Origin of the sequence: Flavobacterium adhaerens, assembly GCF_040045115.1 — a bacterium.
GTDB classification, from domain to species: domain Bacteria; phylum Bacteroidota; class Bacteroidia; order Flavobacteriales; family Flavobacteriaceae; genus Flavobacterium; species Flavobacterium adhaerens.
This window is the reverse complement of sequence record NZ_JBDLZX010000009.1, coordinates 116,831-134,321: the sequence shown is the minus strand read 5'-3', so window position 1 is coordinate 134,321 and position 17,491 is coordinate 116,831. Positions and strand designations below refer to the sequence as shown.

The window sequence follows — 17,491 nt, the reverse complement described above, 5'->3', positions numbered from 1 at the left end:
TTATTTAATTAAAATTAATGTTAACTCCTAAAACAACTGATTTTGCCAATGGAGCCCCGCCATAATCTACTGGAACTGCAAAATCTCCGTTAGAACTTCCAGATGTGTTTACAGCTTCAGGATTAAATCCTACTTTGTATTTGTTGTAGTAGAATAAATTTTCTCCCGATAGATACAATCTCATATTATCTATTCTTTTTACAACTTTTGAAATTTCTTTTAGTGAATAACCCAAAGTTATGCTTCTAACACTTAGATAATCAGATTTATACAACCAATCCGTATTGGCTTGATATCCAAAAGTAGTTCTCCAATTTCCTCTTACTGCAGGATCTACATCAAGAGAATTCTCTACAGATCCCATACCTGTTCTATCAATAGCTCTACCTGTTAAGCCATATACAGTACCTCCGTTTTGACCTTGAACTAATACACTTAAATCTAAGTTTTTGTACCTAAAATCATTTGTAATCCCCCAAGTATATTTTGGAGTTGGGTTACCTACATCAACACGATCCTCTGAGTTTATTTTTCCATCAGCATTTTGATCGATATAACGAGGATCTCCTAAAACCAAAGCTTTACCTCCAATGGTTGTACCTCCTTTATCAATATCAGCTTGCGTTACTACTCCATCTTGTTGCAAAGCAAAGATGGTGTACATTGGTTTACCAACTTCTAGCTTAATAAATGGCACCCCGCCATCAAAAGAGTTGCTAATTTCAATTTTGGTTTGATCTGGACCAAGTGCTTTCACTTCATTTTCGTTGTGGCTAATATTGGCCGATGTTTTCCATTGAAAATCTTTGGTAACAATATTTACGGTATTTAATTGAAACTCCCAGCCTTGATTTTGAACAGCTCCAATATTGGTCAGATAACTAGAGAATCCTGCAGATGTTGGAACAGGAACTCTCAACAATAAATCAGTATTGTCTTTTCGATACATTTCAAAAGTTCCAGAAATTCTATTTTTTAGAATTCCAAAATCTAAACCAAAATCGAAACTTTTAGATTCCTCCCAATGCAATTCTGGATTGGCAATAGATGCTGCTCCCTGACCTACAGCTGCTGCTCCTCCCATAGAATAATAATAGGTTGCCAAAGTAGGCTGAGAGGCATAGCTACCAATATTATCACTTCCGTTTGTACCAATACTAGCTCTTAATTTTAATTCATTTAGCCAATTTACGTTTTTCATGAACGCCTCATTATTGATTCTCCATCCTAATGCCAAAGAATAAAATTCTCCCCAACGTCTGTCTCTACCAAATTTTGAAGAACCATCTCTTCTGATACTAGAAGAAAGCAAATATCTTTCTTTGTAATCGTACTGTAACCTTGCAAAATAAGACAACAAAGTACTTTTTTCAGCATTCGTATAACCTAATGAACCTGTTGGCAATGTTTCGATAGTTGAATTATTGTACAATGCTCCCGATGACAAATACGATCTCGTAATCTCATAAGAACTGAAAGATTGCCCTAAAAGCACATTAAAATTATGGTCTCCAAACGATTTGTTATAGTTTAAAGTATTTTCATTTGCTAAATTCTGTCTTCGGTAAGTATTATAACTTCCTCGAATGCTAGCCAATACATCATTTGGTGTATATCCTTCGTAGGTATTATCGGAGTTATCAAAGTTGATGGTACTTTTCCAAATTAGACCGTTAAGTAATTCGTAGCTCGCATAAGACGAAATTAGATTTCTATACATCGAATTTCTTCCTGTTCTATTTAATGCGTTCAACATATTGGTTGTACTACTTCCCCAAGCATAACGAGTGGTATATTTTTCGCCTTCAGCATTTGGTTCGCTCTCAAAAACTGGAGTAGCCACAAGTGCTTTAAAAAGTGTGTTGTCTTTCCCTTCTACACCTGGATCGTTTTTAATAGAATAAGATGGAGCCAAGTTGAGTCCCATTTTAAATCTATCTGATAATTTTACATCAATATTAGCTCTGGCTGAAAAAAGAGAATAATCTGTACCAACGATATACCCCGTATTTTTTTGATAATTAGCCGATACATAATAATTTACAGCATCTGTAGCTCCCGAAGCCGACAACTGGTAATTGTTAAATTGACCGGTTTGAAAAATTTCATCTTGCCAATCGATGTAATCTAAACCTGGGTGACCTGGCATATCCCATCTTTCATCATAGATATACGTGTAGTATCTTGAATTAGTTGGTGTTAATGGATTAGATGGATTAGCCAAATTGTAAGTCGCAATTCTCTCATCCATAGTTTGTGAAGCCGATGCTCCAGCAATACCCGAAGATGCCCATTGTGCATCTAACATTACTTTGGCTCTGTCAATCCATTGTTGAGAATCTAGCATATCTACTCTTTTGGCTTCCTTGTTAATCCCCCCGTAGGTGTTAAATGTGAACTTTGTTTTTCCTGTTTTTCCTTTTTTGGTGGTAACCAAAACCACACCATTTGCAGCTCTAGAACCATAAATTGAAGAAGCTGCTGCATCTTTTAAAACCTCTATCGAAGCAATATCGTTAGGATTAATATTATCTAATGGGCTACCATTAGAGAATCCTCCATTACTGTTTGACATCTCTGTAGCTATCGGGAAACCATCAATTACGTATAAGGGTTCATTCCCTGCAGAGATTGATCCTGCTCCACGAATTTGAACACTAAATGGCTGGCCTGGTAAACCTGAAGTTTGTTGTACTCTAACCCCTGCAATTTGTCCTATCATTCCTTGATCGACTCTAGAGATTGGTCGCTCAGCAAAATTTTCTGTTTTCAAAGATGAAATTGCTCCAGTGGTTAATTTTTTCTTTTGAGTTCCGTAACCAATTATCGTTACCTCCTCCAAAACCTGATTATCTTCGGCCATGGTAACACTAATAGCACTTCTCCCTTGCACGGATTCTTCTATTTTTTTAAATCCAACTGATGTAAATACAAGTACATGTTGTCCGTTATCCAATAAATCGATCGAATAATTCCCGTCAATATCTGTATTTGTAGCATTTTTTGTTCCTTTCTGAAGTACTCCAACACCAGGTATCCCTATTCCTGAAGCATCTTTTACCGTCCCCTTAATTCTACTTTGTGCCGTTATATAGCCAAAGGAAAAAAACATAAAAAACAGCAGAACTATTTTGCTTGCTATTTTTTGATTATTAAATTTTAATTCCATAAAAGTAATTTTGGTTAGTTCTTTAAAATGTTAATTTTTTTATAAAACTATAAGAACTATTTCGATGTAGTATCCTGTAGAATCCTGTATTTTTACAATTTCATTAAATTTTAACCAAAAAAATTAAGCTTTAATTGAATTATAATAAAATACATTTAATTAAAACAAAACGTTAAAATACCAATATTTAAATCACACTTATTGAGTTTTACCAATCAATACCTCAAAATGACTCACAAAAAAAAATCTTTTATAAAAACACCTCATTGAGATATTTTTACAAAAGATTTTTTTAATAAACTATTGATTAACAACTATTGACTAACTAATTCATTATTGATTTTTACATTTTTAAACGTAACCCCGTTTATAATACTGCGATCAAATACGGTTTTTGTTGCATCAATTTTTAGGTTTTCAAAAGTAAAATTAGACAAACGTACATTTTCGTCTTTTTCTACCGCAAAAAAGTTGTCACACTTCATTTCGATGTTTTTCAAAGTCACTTGATCTCCATACGACAATGGCACATCAGGACGACCTTTTAAATCAAAAAATTGTTTCCATGCCAATACCACTAAACAATTTTTGGCAGAACCTTTGATGTCTTCCACTCTAATATATTCATAACGCTGTGGAGTATCCGGTCGCATTTTTAACCAAAGCATTCTTGTTGCACCTTCAATTGTAGAATTTCGCATAATCACATTTCGGTTATGAATAGATTCGCTCCCGTTGGTTAAAGCCGAATGACAAAATCCATACGTACAATCTTCGATAATAATATTAGCATTTCCTCCATTATTTGGATCTTTATCGGCATAAGGACCTTTTCCGCCTTTTAAAGCAACAGCATCATCATTTACAGACATATAACAACCTTTTATCAAAACATTGGTACAAATATCAATATCTACAGCATCTGTGCTTGGAGCTTTAATTTTTTCATGTGGAGAAAAAATGTACACATCTAATAATTTTACATTATTACACTTATAGAAATGATTCGTCCAAAAACCTGAATTGATCAATTTTACGTCCTGAAACTGAACGTTATTAGAGTTACATACAAAAACCAAACGAGGTCTTGAAACTTCAAGATTGGTGCACTTTGGATTCTCTTTACGGCGTTGCCAAAACGCTTCATAATATTTATAACCATTTCCGTTGATGGTTCCTTTTCCAGAAATAGAAAAGTTATCTACTCCATAAGCATTGACTAAAGCTGGATAATACTCAAGATTTTGTCCTTCCATTCGAGAGGGCATTATGGGGAAATTTGAAATATCGTCTGAACCTTTTAGAGTTCCTCCTTCGGCAACATACAAACTTGTTTTTGGTTTAAAAAATAAAGCTCCACTCAAGAAAACTCCCTTTGGAATCACGATTACTCCTCCACCATTTTCGGCTGCTTGATCAATCACTTTTTGAATTGCGACAGTCTGAATTTGGGTACTGTCTTTTGTAACTCCAAAATCGGTAATAGTGTATTGTTTCCCTAAATCTTTCAATTTAAGTTTGGTATAATCTTTAAACCATGAGGTTATTTCACTCCCATCTGGAAATTTGTCGTTTTTGTATTTTTGAGAAAATGCAGACTGGGAAATTCCCAAAATGCAGATTGCAAGTATCAATACTTTTTTCATTCTATTTTTGCTTTTTAATTTACTTATTTACGCTTAAGCCATTCCTTCGGAACATTGACAATACAGATATTCATCGTACGATTATCCTCAGAAAGCATCGCAGACTGAATCTGGATTTTGGTTCCTTCTCTGTTAAAAGTCGGATGAACGTGATCAGCCGCAGTTTGTTTATGACCTGTGGTAAGCATCATCATTTCGTTTGTTTTTCGATCGATCAGATACAAACTTCTCGAAAAATCATCTCCAACAGCCCATCTTCCATCGGCTGAACCATGTACATGCCATAATCCGCTACCGCTTTTGGTTTGTCCAGCGATAATCATTTCACGGGTTCTCAGATTTACAATTGCCAAACCTGTTGGTTTTTCTCGGGTTCCTGAATTACCCCAATTGCTTTCCTGTCCAGGGTTTTCAGGATTCCTGATTTCTCCATTTTTAGCCGTTTCAACAGGAGTTTCATTTTGGATATCAATTTTTCGATGCCCCATAATAGCCATAGCCACTTCGTCTTTTGAAATGACAGCTTCGTGAGTCACCCATTCAAAATCGGATTCTGGATACAAAGGACGTAAACCTGTCCCGTCTGCCTTAACAGTCCAGGTACGCTGAGGCGACTTGCCTCCTGTTTCCCAACAAAAAACTAATTCACCAGGATTCCAGATATTCGATTGGATATGTCCCACTTGAAACGGCACTGAAATAACATGCTTGAATTCGCCCGTTTTTAAATTCAAACTGCCAATGCCACCTGGTCCTGCACCCATATTTCGAGGACCAATGCTTTTTTGTATCTTAACATTTGGATCTAAATATCTTGCCGCTTCATCTTTACCAATTCTAAAATAAATTCGTTCTTCATCGGCATCCAAAGCCATATCACCCGAAGCTCCCATTTCTGGATTTGTCATTCCACAAACCCTTTCGTAGCTTGAAACAGGTTTCATTTTTCCAGCTTTACTATCCTTAAATACCGCATCAAGGTTTACCTCAATAATTTTCTTTTTATCCTCCTCGGCATTACGCATGAAATATAACTTCATCGATTTTTGTGCCATACACAAAGTTCCTGTATAACCACCCTCAGTGACTTGAACCATAACTCCCGATTTTTCATTGACAGCCACTGCCTCTCCGTTGGCTCTTTTGGTTCTAAAAATCAACCATTCACCATCGGCTGTCCATTGCGGATGTGTGGGATAGGTTTTCGAATCCCCAGCGGATTTAGTAGTCAAAAAAATTAATTCTTGACCAGTAACAGGATCTTTAATTATCTTTTTTTCGGATGGAAAACGAGTGCCAATTTGCCCAAAAGAAAGCATCGTTACCGATAAAAAAGCAATATTTAATAATAGTTTCATCTTTATTTTGAGATGTTATTTTTTCCTTCAATTTTTAATTGAATTGCACTATCATTGATTTGAAACTGATGCTCTTTTAACAATAAAATAACCTCAGCACCAGCCAATAAAACTGGCCCATAACCATGAGCCGCAAAGACATTTACAGGTCGGTAATAATAAAAAGCAGGATCAAATCCCATACCTGTTCCTACACAAGTTCCTTCTACTTCTCCTTTATTATTTACTTTAGTTGTTACTGCATTCCAAGCCAATAAAACAGCTGGAGCATAAGTCATTACATCGACATAGCCTCTATTGATGGCTCTTGCTATAGAATACGCATAAATTGCTGTTGCCGAAGTCTCTAAATACGTATCATTTTTGTCAAGCAATTGATGCCAAAAACCTGTTCCATCCTGATATTGTACCAAACCAGCAATATGTTTTTTTAGTTGTGCTAAAACTTGCGGATATCCAGGGTGACTTTTCGGCAAGACCTCAAGCAATTCGACCATAGTCATTACCGCCCAACCATTGGCTCTAGCCCAATGAAACTGAGGATGCACCTCCATAGATTCTACCCAACCGTGCATGTAAACTCCTCTTTGCTCGTTGAACATTCTTTTAGAAAATTGATTCACTTGTTTTACTGCATCGTCAAAATACTTAACATCTCCAGTATAAGCACCCATTTGTGCCAACGCTGGTACACTCATAAACATATCGTCTAGCCAAAGACTATTATCCAGAGGTCTATTTCTTGCTAAAGTTCCGTCACTCAAACGCTGTTGCTCTTTTGTTATAAATGCAATTTGGTTTTGAATTATTGGATCCAAATCAGCTTTTAATCCTTTTTTCTTTGCCTTTATAAATGCGGCACATAAAGCCCCGGCATCATCTAAAGCATGTGGCTTCATCACGGAACGAATTGGAGAGTTCGCCAAGTTTTTTTCATTGGTATTGCTACTTAAATCAGCTATCAACTGCAACCTCTTGTTTACATAATCCGAATAATTTTTATCTGAAGTTGCTTCCGAAGCCAAAAGCATTCCCGCATAAGTAACACCCCATTCGTAACTGGTCAATCGAAATGCTCCTTTCTCAAAGGCAATATCTCCATCTATTTTTTTTAAGTTAGTTACCTCGGAATTATCCTTTTTATAGACCACTTTCGAAGCCGTATTTGCCTCCAAAAAATTATACACCCTGTCCAAAACTACTTTTACATTTTCCTTTTGCGGAATAACGTAAGGGGTTGGATAATCTGGTTGCATTAAATGTAAAGGTGCAGTAGCATCATTTTTTTGTGCGATTACGGCATTGCAAATTCCGAAAACAAACAATGTTATAATTTTGGTCGATTTATAATTCATGGTCAAGTTATTTAGTTCGAAAATATTTTGGTTAATTATTAATTTTAATATCAATTTTTGCTGAAAGTTGCTCCGCCAAATTCGTTACATAATTGCTAAAATAAGTAGCATCTTTAAAGTTTGGATCGGCACTTAATTCCCAACCAGCCACTGCATAATAACTGATAGGTTTATTGTTTTCAACTGAAAGTTTGGCTAAATAAGAATCGGTTAATTTTCCAGTCTTTGGCGCTTCTATAAAACCTTTGTATTTGTTTTTAGGAACGATTATAGCGGTTCCTAAAATCCATTGCTTTTCGTAAGTTAAATGTCCATGTTGAATTAAACATACAAAATCGCCTGAGCTGATTTCTTGCAAAGGGTTTGTATTATTGATATTGGAAAGTGCCACTAAAAAAACATCATTCCCTTGAAGTCCATTTACGGCAACCGTATTTTTGAAAGCATACATTCCTGGCCAAATGGATGTAGTTTCCTGAACTTGATATTTCTTGCCGTCAATTTCCCAATTTTTGTAATTGTAGTTCAAAACAGAATTCACAGGGCCTTCACTTACGATTTTAAAAGTCGTAGTTTCTACATTGTTCAGAGGATCTTTTAGGGTAACTCCTAATCTTTTTACTTCATTATTTATCAATAAAGCATAACCTCCTAAACCTGCTGAAGTTCCAACTGGAAAAATATCTCTTCCCCAATCGTGCATTTGATGGTAATTATCCTCTACAGCTCCTGTACTACTGATTCCTACATTTTCGGGAGTTATACCAGGAGTTTTTTTGCCAAAAACATCTTTAGCATTTCGACCATCTAAATAATGTCTGAAACCTACTTTGTCATTTTCCCAGGTAGGGCCATCCGTTTGATAACGCTGATAACCCAAAGCTGTGAAAATTTCATTGGCTGGTAAAACTTCATCGGTAGCAGGTTTTACAGGTTCGTTTTGAGCTGCTCTTTTACCAAAGCGAACACTGGTTTTTACAGTAAATTTAGGATCAACTTTTGACCATTTTAAACTTAACTCTTTCTTTTCATTGGGACCAAAATCGGTTACTGCAAAAATCTCATCCCATTTTCCATCTCCGTCAAGATCGTTTAGTTGAGCTGGAATGGTATCGTTATTATGCATCAAAATTGGAAAATCAGCAGTACTTTTTATAAAAGGCAAAGTGCTTCTCTTTATTTCTATTGCTTTTTGATTTAGAGCAATATTTGCAGCATTACTTAAAACAATTTTTGTTGCTGCTTTTTGTTTTTGGGCATAACCGTAATTTGCCAACAACATTGTAGCCGTTATTACTAAACCTAATGGAATATTTTTTTTCATTTTCTTTTAATTAAAAAACATTAATATAAAAAAAACGCTATAATGTACGATTATAGCGTTTAAAAAGAAGACTTGTAAAATCTAACCACTCAATTTTTTAAGTTTGATTTCTTTTTTAAAAACAAAACCAATAACCAATAAAATCAATTTTATAACCAGTAAAATTAATTTTCGATAGTTGTTACCCTATCATTGATTCAAATGTATTTATTAAAAAAACAATAAGTATCCTGTTGTGTACTGCTTATTAATAATAAAAATCATTTTTTTTTGAATTAATCCAAATGAAACACTTCTTTTAATGAAATAGATTGAGGTGAATTATCAGGATTGGTCTCCATAATATCCTCCATATAAGCCCACCATTTTTTTACGATAGGATGATTTGGTAAATACTCTTGGTCAAAATCGGCGCTTATTTTTTGAACAGCAAACAAAATCAGAGTTTCTTCGTCTAAAAAAATACTGTAATCCTGAATTCCAGACTCCGAAAGCAGAGAGGCTAATTCTGGCCAAATTTCGTCATGTCTTTTTTTATATTCTGCTTCAAAACCCTTTTTCAGTTTCATTTTGAATGCGTTTCTGATTGTATTTTTCATATATAATTATTTATTGATTTTTTAATGATCCTATGTAATTTGCATATCTTCATTGGTGTTTACAACCAATTTTGATTCATGCTCATTTTATTTTTTAGGTTGCTTTAAGTTAATATAAACTGGCTTATCTCTATGACAAACCATTTCGTCATTCTCTATTTCTAATTGAGCTACCTGTATGGAACTTCTTTTGGTTTCGAAAGTATCTTTTCCTTTGTTTTCGGGAGTTCTACCTGGGTGTGTGAAATAAAAAACATAGGCTTTCTCATCATTCACTACCACATCACAATGTCCTCCTATAACTTTGTCATCTGCTCCTGTTCCAGGAATTTCCAAAATATTTTTTTCTTGTCGCTTCCAATTCAAGAAGTCATCGGAAGTAAAAATCGCCAATCCTCTCCAAGTATCCGAAATCATCCAATTTTTACCTTTCCATTGAAAAACTTTTGGGCCTTCGCCTCGATCTTTTACAATCTTTTTGCCAGCATCTGTCCAAGTGTACAAATCTGGACTATCGGCATAATAAATAGACTTCCCATCATTTTCATTGTTATAATACATCCTCCAAGTTCCGTCTGGCAATTGAAAAACCGATGCGTCGATACATCTTTCGGAAGCTAAATTTAATTTGGATTCAAACTTCCAATTTATTAAATTTTTACTCGTTAGATGAATTATATATCGAGGATGATACCAATCCTCAAAAATCCCAGGAACAATTGTGAGATACATATGATACAAGCCTTTGTATTCTATCACATCGGGAGCCCAATGCGTACTATTAGGCAATTTATAATTGATATTGCAAGTGTCTTTGTATATCCAATGGGTTCCGTTTTTAGATTCGGCTATTCCGATTTTGGTACCATGAACCCAGCTTATCCCTTTGGCAGTTGTGTCGCTGGCACGGCGGTTGGTATAGAACATGAACCATTTTTTCTCTTTTTTATTCCAAATGATTACAGGGTCAGCCGCACCATCAAAAATGGGATCGCGAAATAATGGTTTACTGGCTAAATGCTCGGCTTTGTTTTGGTTATTTTGAGCTTCGATAGAAAAGCTAAAAAACTGCAAAAAAAGATAAACTACAACTATTACTTTTTTATTATATATAATCATTAATTGACTTTTTTATTATTTATCCCAATCATCAGTTCTAAATGGAGACGCAGGTAAATTTTCTTTATTGAATAAATTAGGTTCTGGAACATTTTTCCAAGCAAATCGGACTGCTTTTGGATTCTTTACTTTCTCCGAAAAAACTAATACTGTTTTTCCTTTAATTTTTGCTTCGGCTGCATAAAAAACTTTATCCTCCCCAGCAATTTCAAATTCTTTCAATTCTTTACCTTTTGCGATTAAACCCGAATCGGCATGATCAAAAAACACTTGAATCTGATTTTTATTTATATCAATATGGTTATAAAGCGGACCTGAACTTTCTATTTTTTTTTCGCCATAGGTATTGGCACGAGCTAATAATCCTAATCGATATCCCACTGTTTTCTTATCGCGGGGATGAATATCGTTAGCATCGCCAACATCAGTAGTAACGACCATACCACTATTCGGAATTGTTTTTAAAGATAAAAATTGAGCCTCTCTAATTTCTGGATTTTGTCCTTTATGTGGTGCAATTTGTACATAGTAAAAAGGAAAATCCCCTTGATTCCATTCGGTTCTCCAACTTTTTACCATTGTAGTAAACAATGATTGGTATCGATAAGCCGTTTCGGCATTACTTTCGCCTTGGTACCAGATTACGCCTTTCATGGTGTAATTTACAATGGGATGCAACATCCCGTTATACAACACATACGGATATTTATTTTCGTCAGTTTTTTTAGGTTTTTTGAGATCTGCAACTTGATTTTGACTTTTCAAATTAGCATAATACGTTTCCAAATTGGTATAATATTGCTTTTCTTTTTGGGTAGTCTCTTCAAGTATGGGTAACAAATTTTTATTTTCTTCCAAAGTCTTTTGCGATGTCCAAGCTTCGGCTTTGGTACCACCCCATGAAGTTGAAATTAGCCCAATTGGTGTTTTGATTTTTTGTTGTAAATCACGACCAAAGAAATAAGCCACTGCCGAGAAATCCTTGATGCTTTCAGGAGAACATTCTTTCCAATTTCCTCTTACATCTTCCAGAGGTTTTTCGGAAGCAACAGTAGCCACAGTAAACAATCGGATAGAAGGATAATTGGCTTTTTTTACTTCTTCTTCGTAATTGACAACACCATTTTTCCATGTTCCTTCTTGTTTTCCGACAGGAAAAAACATATTCGATTGCCCAGAACAAATCCAAACTTCGCCTAATAAAACATTATGAATCGTAATTTTATTTGAAGCTTCAAGAGTGACACTATAGCTTTTATCACTCGCTTCTGGAGTTGCAACTTTTACTTTCCAGTTTCCTTTGGCATCAGCTTTGGTTTCAACCAAGTCTTTTTGCCAACCCAAATGAATTTTTATCTCTTCGTTTGGTGCTGCCCATCCCCATAAATTTACTTTTGTGTTTTGTTGCAAAACCATATTATCACCCACAAGAGCAGGCAATTTTATTTGAGAAACAGCCAGCTGACAACACAAAACAACACTTAACAACAATAAGTACTTATTAATTATTTTCATTTTTTACATTTTTGAATAATTTTTTTAAAATTAAAAATAGCGCAAACAATTGTAATAAGTGTCCTGTACAACCCTGAGTATAAAAAAACCGTCTCAAAAATAATTTGAGACGGTTTCGAAAACATAACAAAACAATAATCTAATTAATAACCAGGATTTTGCATCGCATCTTTTTCGGCTGCTGACAACGGAGCACCATTTGCGTAAACCCCATCCAAGAAAGTTTGCGGAATTGGACGTAAAACATGGTAGTCTTTAATGTTAGGAGCCGCTTCTATATTATACGCTTTTGCTCTAGCAACCAAAGTTTTAGTTCTACTTAAATCTTGCCAACGATGAAATTCTCCACATAATTCTCGAGCACGCTCATTAAGTACTAAACACAACATTTTGTCATAATCACTACTATAACCAAGTTTTGTAATTACAGCTTGATCTTCGGCAGGGAAAGTTCCAACACTATTAATTACTAAGCTAGTTGCTGCAGTTGTAACAGCAATATCATTTGATTCATAATAGGAATTTTCAGGGATAAATGAAATCGGCACATTGTTTTGTCCAGCAACTGTCCATCCTGCTAAACCATCGGTATAAGCCGAACGGCTTTCGCCATCTTTATACCCAGCTCTTATGCGAACTGTATTGATGTACGTTAAGGCCTCAGTAAATTTGGCTTGACGCACTTTTGCTTCAGCAAGCATTAAGTAAGTATCGGCAGAGCGTGCCAAAATTATATCTCTCGATCCTCTAGTATTGGTCAAATCGATTCTAGAACCATCTACATATTTGCTCAAAGAAGGGAATCTCACATCGGCCATTAGTCCAACATTGTCTGCTGCGTATTGCACAAAGGCACTCGGAATTGTTTTTCCTGTTTTGGGATCGATTATGACATCTGTATTTTTGGTTTTAGCAAAACGTGTATCTGTTGGAGCATTCATAATGTAAATAATTCCTAAATCACCGTTTTTATAATAAGTCCCAGATTGTTTGTTAACAATACTCTTAGTTTGAAAACTTTTCCAAAAACGAGAATCCTTTACCTTATCATAGACATCATACATAAAATAAGTTGGAGCTAAACGACTAAATGGTCTTCCTCCGGCAACATTACGTTGCATATAGGGTAATTGATCGTAGGTTGAAAGAAAATACAAATGTTGCTGATTAGAACCTGTATTTAATAAACTAGAGTTAAATTGACCTGCTAATATAATTTCAGGCAATTTTTCATTAGCTCCATCAGCGACAGTAAAACTCCATAAATTGACAAAATTGTCCGCCAAAGGGTGATTGGCAATAACTTCATTAGACAAAGTAACCACTTTCTCTAAATCGGCTGTTTTTGTTGCTGAATTCCAACTGTCATTTATTTCGCTTGCTCTGGTTAAATACGCTTTTGCCAAATAATGTGCTACTGCATCTTTGGTAATTTTGGCTGGTGCCCCAACATTTTGAAGAAGATTATAAGCTTTTGTAAAATCGTCTATAACTTGAGCCAAAACCTCTTCGGCTGTTGCTCTTTTAAATTCTAATTCTACGTTTGAGCTCACTGTTAATTTTAGAGGAACACCACCGTATTGACTCACCAATTTTAGATAGTTGAAAGCTCTTAAAAAATAGCCTTCACCCAGTGCTGTTTTTTTAATAGCATCATTTGTAGATTCGATAGCTGTTGCCGATTCGATGATTTGATTGGCATTCCCGATTCCTACATACAAATTATCCCAATTGGTATTGGCCGCAACCGTATTGGCATTAGAAACCGTTACAAATGAATTTAACCCCGAAGCATAGGAGTTCCAAATATGATTGGATGGATCCCCACCAGCATGAAACTCATCGGTTCCCGATTGTGTAGCTGTAAGCGGTACTTCACCAGCAAATTCTAACGCAAAAACTTGGTAATACGTTCCCACAACCAAAGCTTGTATCCCAGCTTCTGTATCGTAATACGAATTACTATAGGCTGTTGTCAATTCTTCATCAAGAAAACTTTCACTGCAAGAGCTATTAAGTCCTAAAGCCGCAACTAGTAATAAGTTTATATATAATCTTTTATATTTTTTCATAACCGTTTGTAATTAAATTAAATCTTAAAGTTCAACATTCAAACCTACAGTAAATCCTCTGTTAGAAGCTGTTGTTTGCGTATCCAGATCCATCCATTTCACTTTATTATAAATCATTCCTGGATTCATAACTTGAATATAAAGTCTCAATTTTGCAACACCTACTTTTTCTGCCATTTCATTAGTGAAATTATATCCTAATGATATATTTCTCATTTTTAAGAATGACCCATCTCTATATCCTAAAATTGGGAAATAAGCATCTCCAGTACCTGCTGAATAGATTGGTTTTTGATACTCAGCATCGATATTATTTTCATTATAGTAATCTATAGATCTTTGGCTACCTTTTGCTCCTTCATTTTCCCCTCCTGTGTTAAAAGTATAGCCCATTTTACCGTAGATGAAGAACGATAGCTCTAAGTTTTTGTATCTAAAAGTATTGGTTAAACCTCCAATATATTTTGGATCTGCACTACCAATAATTACACGGTCATTATTAGCATCAATTTTATAATCTCCGTTTTGATCTACCGGTCTTGCATTACCTGCTGTAAAATTGGCTCCATTGGCATTGAATTTTGCCATTTCTGCAGCGTCTTCCGGTTTCCAAATTCCGTTTGATTCAAAACCATAAATTACATTTTGGGGTTGACCAATAAATAAATTGTTATTGATATCATCATATTTACCAGTTGCCAATGTTACAATTCTGTTTTGTTGATAAGAAGCGCTTAAAGTAGAAGTCCATTCAAAATCATTAGCTTTTACATTTAAGGTATTCAAAGTAAGCTCAACACCCTCTCCTTCAGTTTCACCGATATTTTCATAAGTATCTCTAAATCCTGTAGGTGTAGGTACACTTCTTTTTAATAACAAATCGGTTGTATGACTCGTATAATACTCTAAAGTTCCTGAAATTCTATTGTTTATAAATGCGAAATCGATACCATAATTCATTTGTTGTGTTTTTTCCCATCCCAATTCTGGGTTTCCTAAAGTTGCATTGTTTACAACACCAGAACCACCAGGATACACAATTCCTACTAATGGTGGTTGTGTAGAATAAGGATCTACGGCTGCATTACCCGTAACCCCATAACCAACTCTAAGTTTTAACTGATTAAGCCAAGAAACATCTTTCAAGAAGTTTTCTTGATTCATATTCCAAGCCAAAGAAGCACTTGGGAAAAAATCCCATTTGTTACCATCGGCCAATTGTGATGCTCCATCATAACGTCCCGAAGCTGTAAACAAATATTTATCATCGTAACCATACGTAATTCTTCCCATGTAAGACAATAAACCAGACTCTATTAAATTTGAAGAATAATTAGCAAGAGTGACATTTGCTGGAGTCAAAGCATTCCATTTATTTTCTACGTTTTTAATATCGTTGGCAGCCATCATGCTATCCTCATAATTGTAAACTGTTTTACTTTGCAAAGCAGTTAAGCCTATATCGTGTTTTCCAAAAGCTCTATTATAGAACAACAAATTATCCAATGTATAGGAAATGGTTTGCGATTTTATCAATGAAGCATAACTAGTTCCTGCACGAACCGCTGATTTACCATCCAAAAACACTCCATCACGATACGAAGTAATATCAGGACCAAAATTGACACGGTATTTTAAGCCTTCAAGAACCGGAATTGCTTTTCCTAAATCTAATTGTCCATAAAAACTACCAAAAGCTCTTAAGGTTAAACGTTGATCTTGAGAATATTTATCTTCATCAACAACAGTTCTAATGGTAGAATCTCCTCCTGGGTTAAGAATACGTTCTCCGTTTTCATCATAAGGAACGGCATAAGGAAGATTAAGACGTGCAGTGGTATAGATTCCTCCTGTAGATGATACTGCATTTCTACCTATGTTAGATTGTCCGTATTCATTTATACTGTAACTTGTATTTAGGTTAGCTCCCATAGAAAACCAATCGGTTGGTGTAATATCTACATTGGCAATACCACTATAACGTTTAAAACTTTGTCCTTTTAGCACACCAGTATTTCCAGTATATCCAAAAGACCCATACCCTTTCATTTTTTCGGTACCTCCACTAACGGCGATAGTATGTTGTTGTGTAACACCAGTACGAGTTACAAATTTTGTCCAGTCTGTAGTAGCCACTTTCGAACCATCCCATACATCATTTCCTGCACCATCTTTGCTCCATCCTTTTGATAAATTAGCCCAAGCTGAAGCATCTGCTGATTTCAAGAAAATCAATTCATCATTGGCAACAGTTGGTTGATCTCCTCTAGGAAATGCAGAAGGATTAGAGTAATACCTTGCCCATCTACGAAAATCGATATACTCCTCTGCACTCATCATTGGAGCGTTTTCATGCAGCTCTTCAGTGGTAACAGCAGAACTATAATTCAAAGTAAATTTACCATTTTTCCCTTTTTTGGTCGTAACAATAATAACCCCGTTTGCTCCACGAGAACCATAAATAGCGGTAGCAGATGCGTCTTTAAGTACATCTATAGACTCGATATCATTTGGATTCAAGAAGTCGATACCTCCCGAATTAGAATCACTAACATCGCTAACCGATTTTCCTAAAGATCCAGCCAATGGTTTAGAATTATTAATAGGAACCCCATCAACTACATACAACGGTGAATTGGATGCCGATATGGATCTGGCTCCACGAATGGTTACTTTACCAACCGTACCAGGACGCTCATTTGAAGTAATATCTACCCCAGCTGCTTTACCTTGCATAGCATCAACAGCATTCTGAACAGGTCTAGAAGCAATCACTTCCGAATTTACACTAACAATTGACCCTGTTAAATCTTTTTTCTTCTTTACACCATATCCCACTACAACCACTTCGTTCAAAGAATTATCCATTTCTTTTAAAGCAACATCATAATTATTAGCATCTCCTACAGTTCTCTCCTCACTTTTAAAACCAATAAAGCTAAAAACAAGAACTGATCCTTTAGAGACTTCGATTGTATAAGAACCATCAATATCGGTACTAACCCCATTGGTAGAGTTCTTAATAAGTACATTAGCCCCAGGTACTGGAATACCAGAAGCATCCTTCACAACACCTTTAACGGTTTTATTCTGTGCATAAAGTGATGAGTTCAGTAATGAAATCATCGCAATAACCATCAGAAAAATAAATTTGTTTTTCATAAAAGTTAAATTAAAGTTAATTAGTCAATCAAATTTATTTAGAAGGGAATCAGACAGCATCCTGCACTGTCCTGTATTAACATTTCTTATTCAATAATTATCAGTCAATTACAAAAAAAATATTAAATTATACTCTTTTTCACACCGTGTAATCGATTAAACACACGTGAAA

10 protein-coding genes are annotated in these 17,491 nt (G+C 35.2%); all 10 read right to left on the bottom strand.

Features of this window, described 5'->3' with window-relative positions; translation table 11 throughout:
• Positions 1-4: 4 nt before the first annotated feature.
• The gene (locus tag ABEB18_RS13410) at positions 5-3,169 is read right to left on the bottom strand and encodes a SusC/RagA family TonB-linked outer membrane protein (RefSeq protein WP_348799819.1); all 3,165 of its coding nucleotides are present in this window, start codon (positions 3,167-3,169) and stop codon (positions 5-7) included.
• 314 nt (positions 3,170-3,483) lie between these two features.
• Positions 3,484-4,815, bottom strand: coding sequence for a rhamnogalacturonidase (locus ABEB18_RS13405; protein ID WP_348799818.1), 1,332 nt, complete (start codon positions 4,813-4,815; stop codon positions 3,484-3,486).
• Positions 4,816-4,838: 23 nt separating this feature from the next.
• Positions 4,839-6,173 carry a TolB-like translocation protein gene (locus tag ABEB18_RS13400; RefSeq protein ID WP_348799817.1) on the bottom strand — a complete coding sequence of 445 codons (1,335 nt, stop codon included), beginning with the start codon at positions 6,171-6,173 and terminating at the stop codon, positions 4,839-4,841.
• A gap of 2 nt (positions 6,174-6,175) precedes the next feature.
• Positions 6,176-7,528 carry a glycoside hydrolase family 88/105 protein gene (locus ABEB18_RS13395; RefSeq protein ID WP_348799816.1) on the bottom strand — a complete coding sequence of 451 codons (1,353 nt, stop codon included), beginning with the start codon at positions 7,526-7,528 and terminating at the stop codon, positions 6,176-6,178.
• A gap of 31 nt (positions 7,529-7,559) precedes the next feature.
• A complete protein-coding gene (locus ABEB18_RS13390) occupies positions 7,560-8,852 on the bottom strand; it encodes a DUF4861 domain-containing protein (RefSeq protein ID WP_348799815.1) in 1,293 nt (430 codons plus the stop codon).
• A 275-nt stretch (positions 8,853-9,127) separates the two neighbouring features.
• Entirely contained in the window at positions 9,128-9,451 is a 324-nt protein-coding gene (gene rhaM / locus ABEB18_RS13385; protein ID WP_348799814.1) for an L-rhamnose mutarotase, read from the bottom strand.
• Between the two features lie 87 nt (positions 9,452-9,538).
• Positions 9,539-10,570, bottom strand: a complete 1,032-nt coding sequence (locus ABEB18_RS13380) for a family 43 glycosylhydrolase (RefSeq protein WP_348799813.1) — start codon at positions 10,568-10,570, stop codon at positions 9,539-9,541.
• A gap of 15 nt (positions 10,571-10,585) precedes the next feature.
• On the bottom strand, positions 10,586-12,085 hold the full coding sequence (locus ABEB18_RS13375) for a sialate O-acetylesterase (RefSeq protein ID WP_348799812.1): 1,500 nt from the start codon (positions 12,083-12,085) through the stop codon (positions 10,586-10,588).
• 143 nt (positions 12,086-12,228) lie between these two features.
• Positions 12,229-14,157, bottom strand: a complete 1,929-nt coding sequence (locus ABEB18_RS13370; protein ID WP_348799811.1) for a RagB/SusD family nutrient uptake outer membrane protein — start codon at positions 14,155-14,157, stop codon at positions 12,229-12,231.
• Between the two features lie 24 nt (positions 14,158-14,181).
• Positions 14,182-17,319: a SusC/RagA family TonB-linked outer membrane protein gene (locus ABEB18_RS13365; protein ID WP_348799810.1), complete on the bottom strand. Its 3,138-nt coding sequence runs from the start codon at positions 17,317-17,319 to the stop codon at positions 14,182-14,184.
• Between the last annotated feature and the right edge of the window lie 172 nt (positions 17,320-17,491).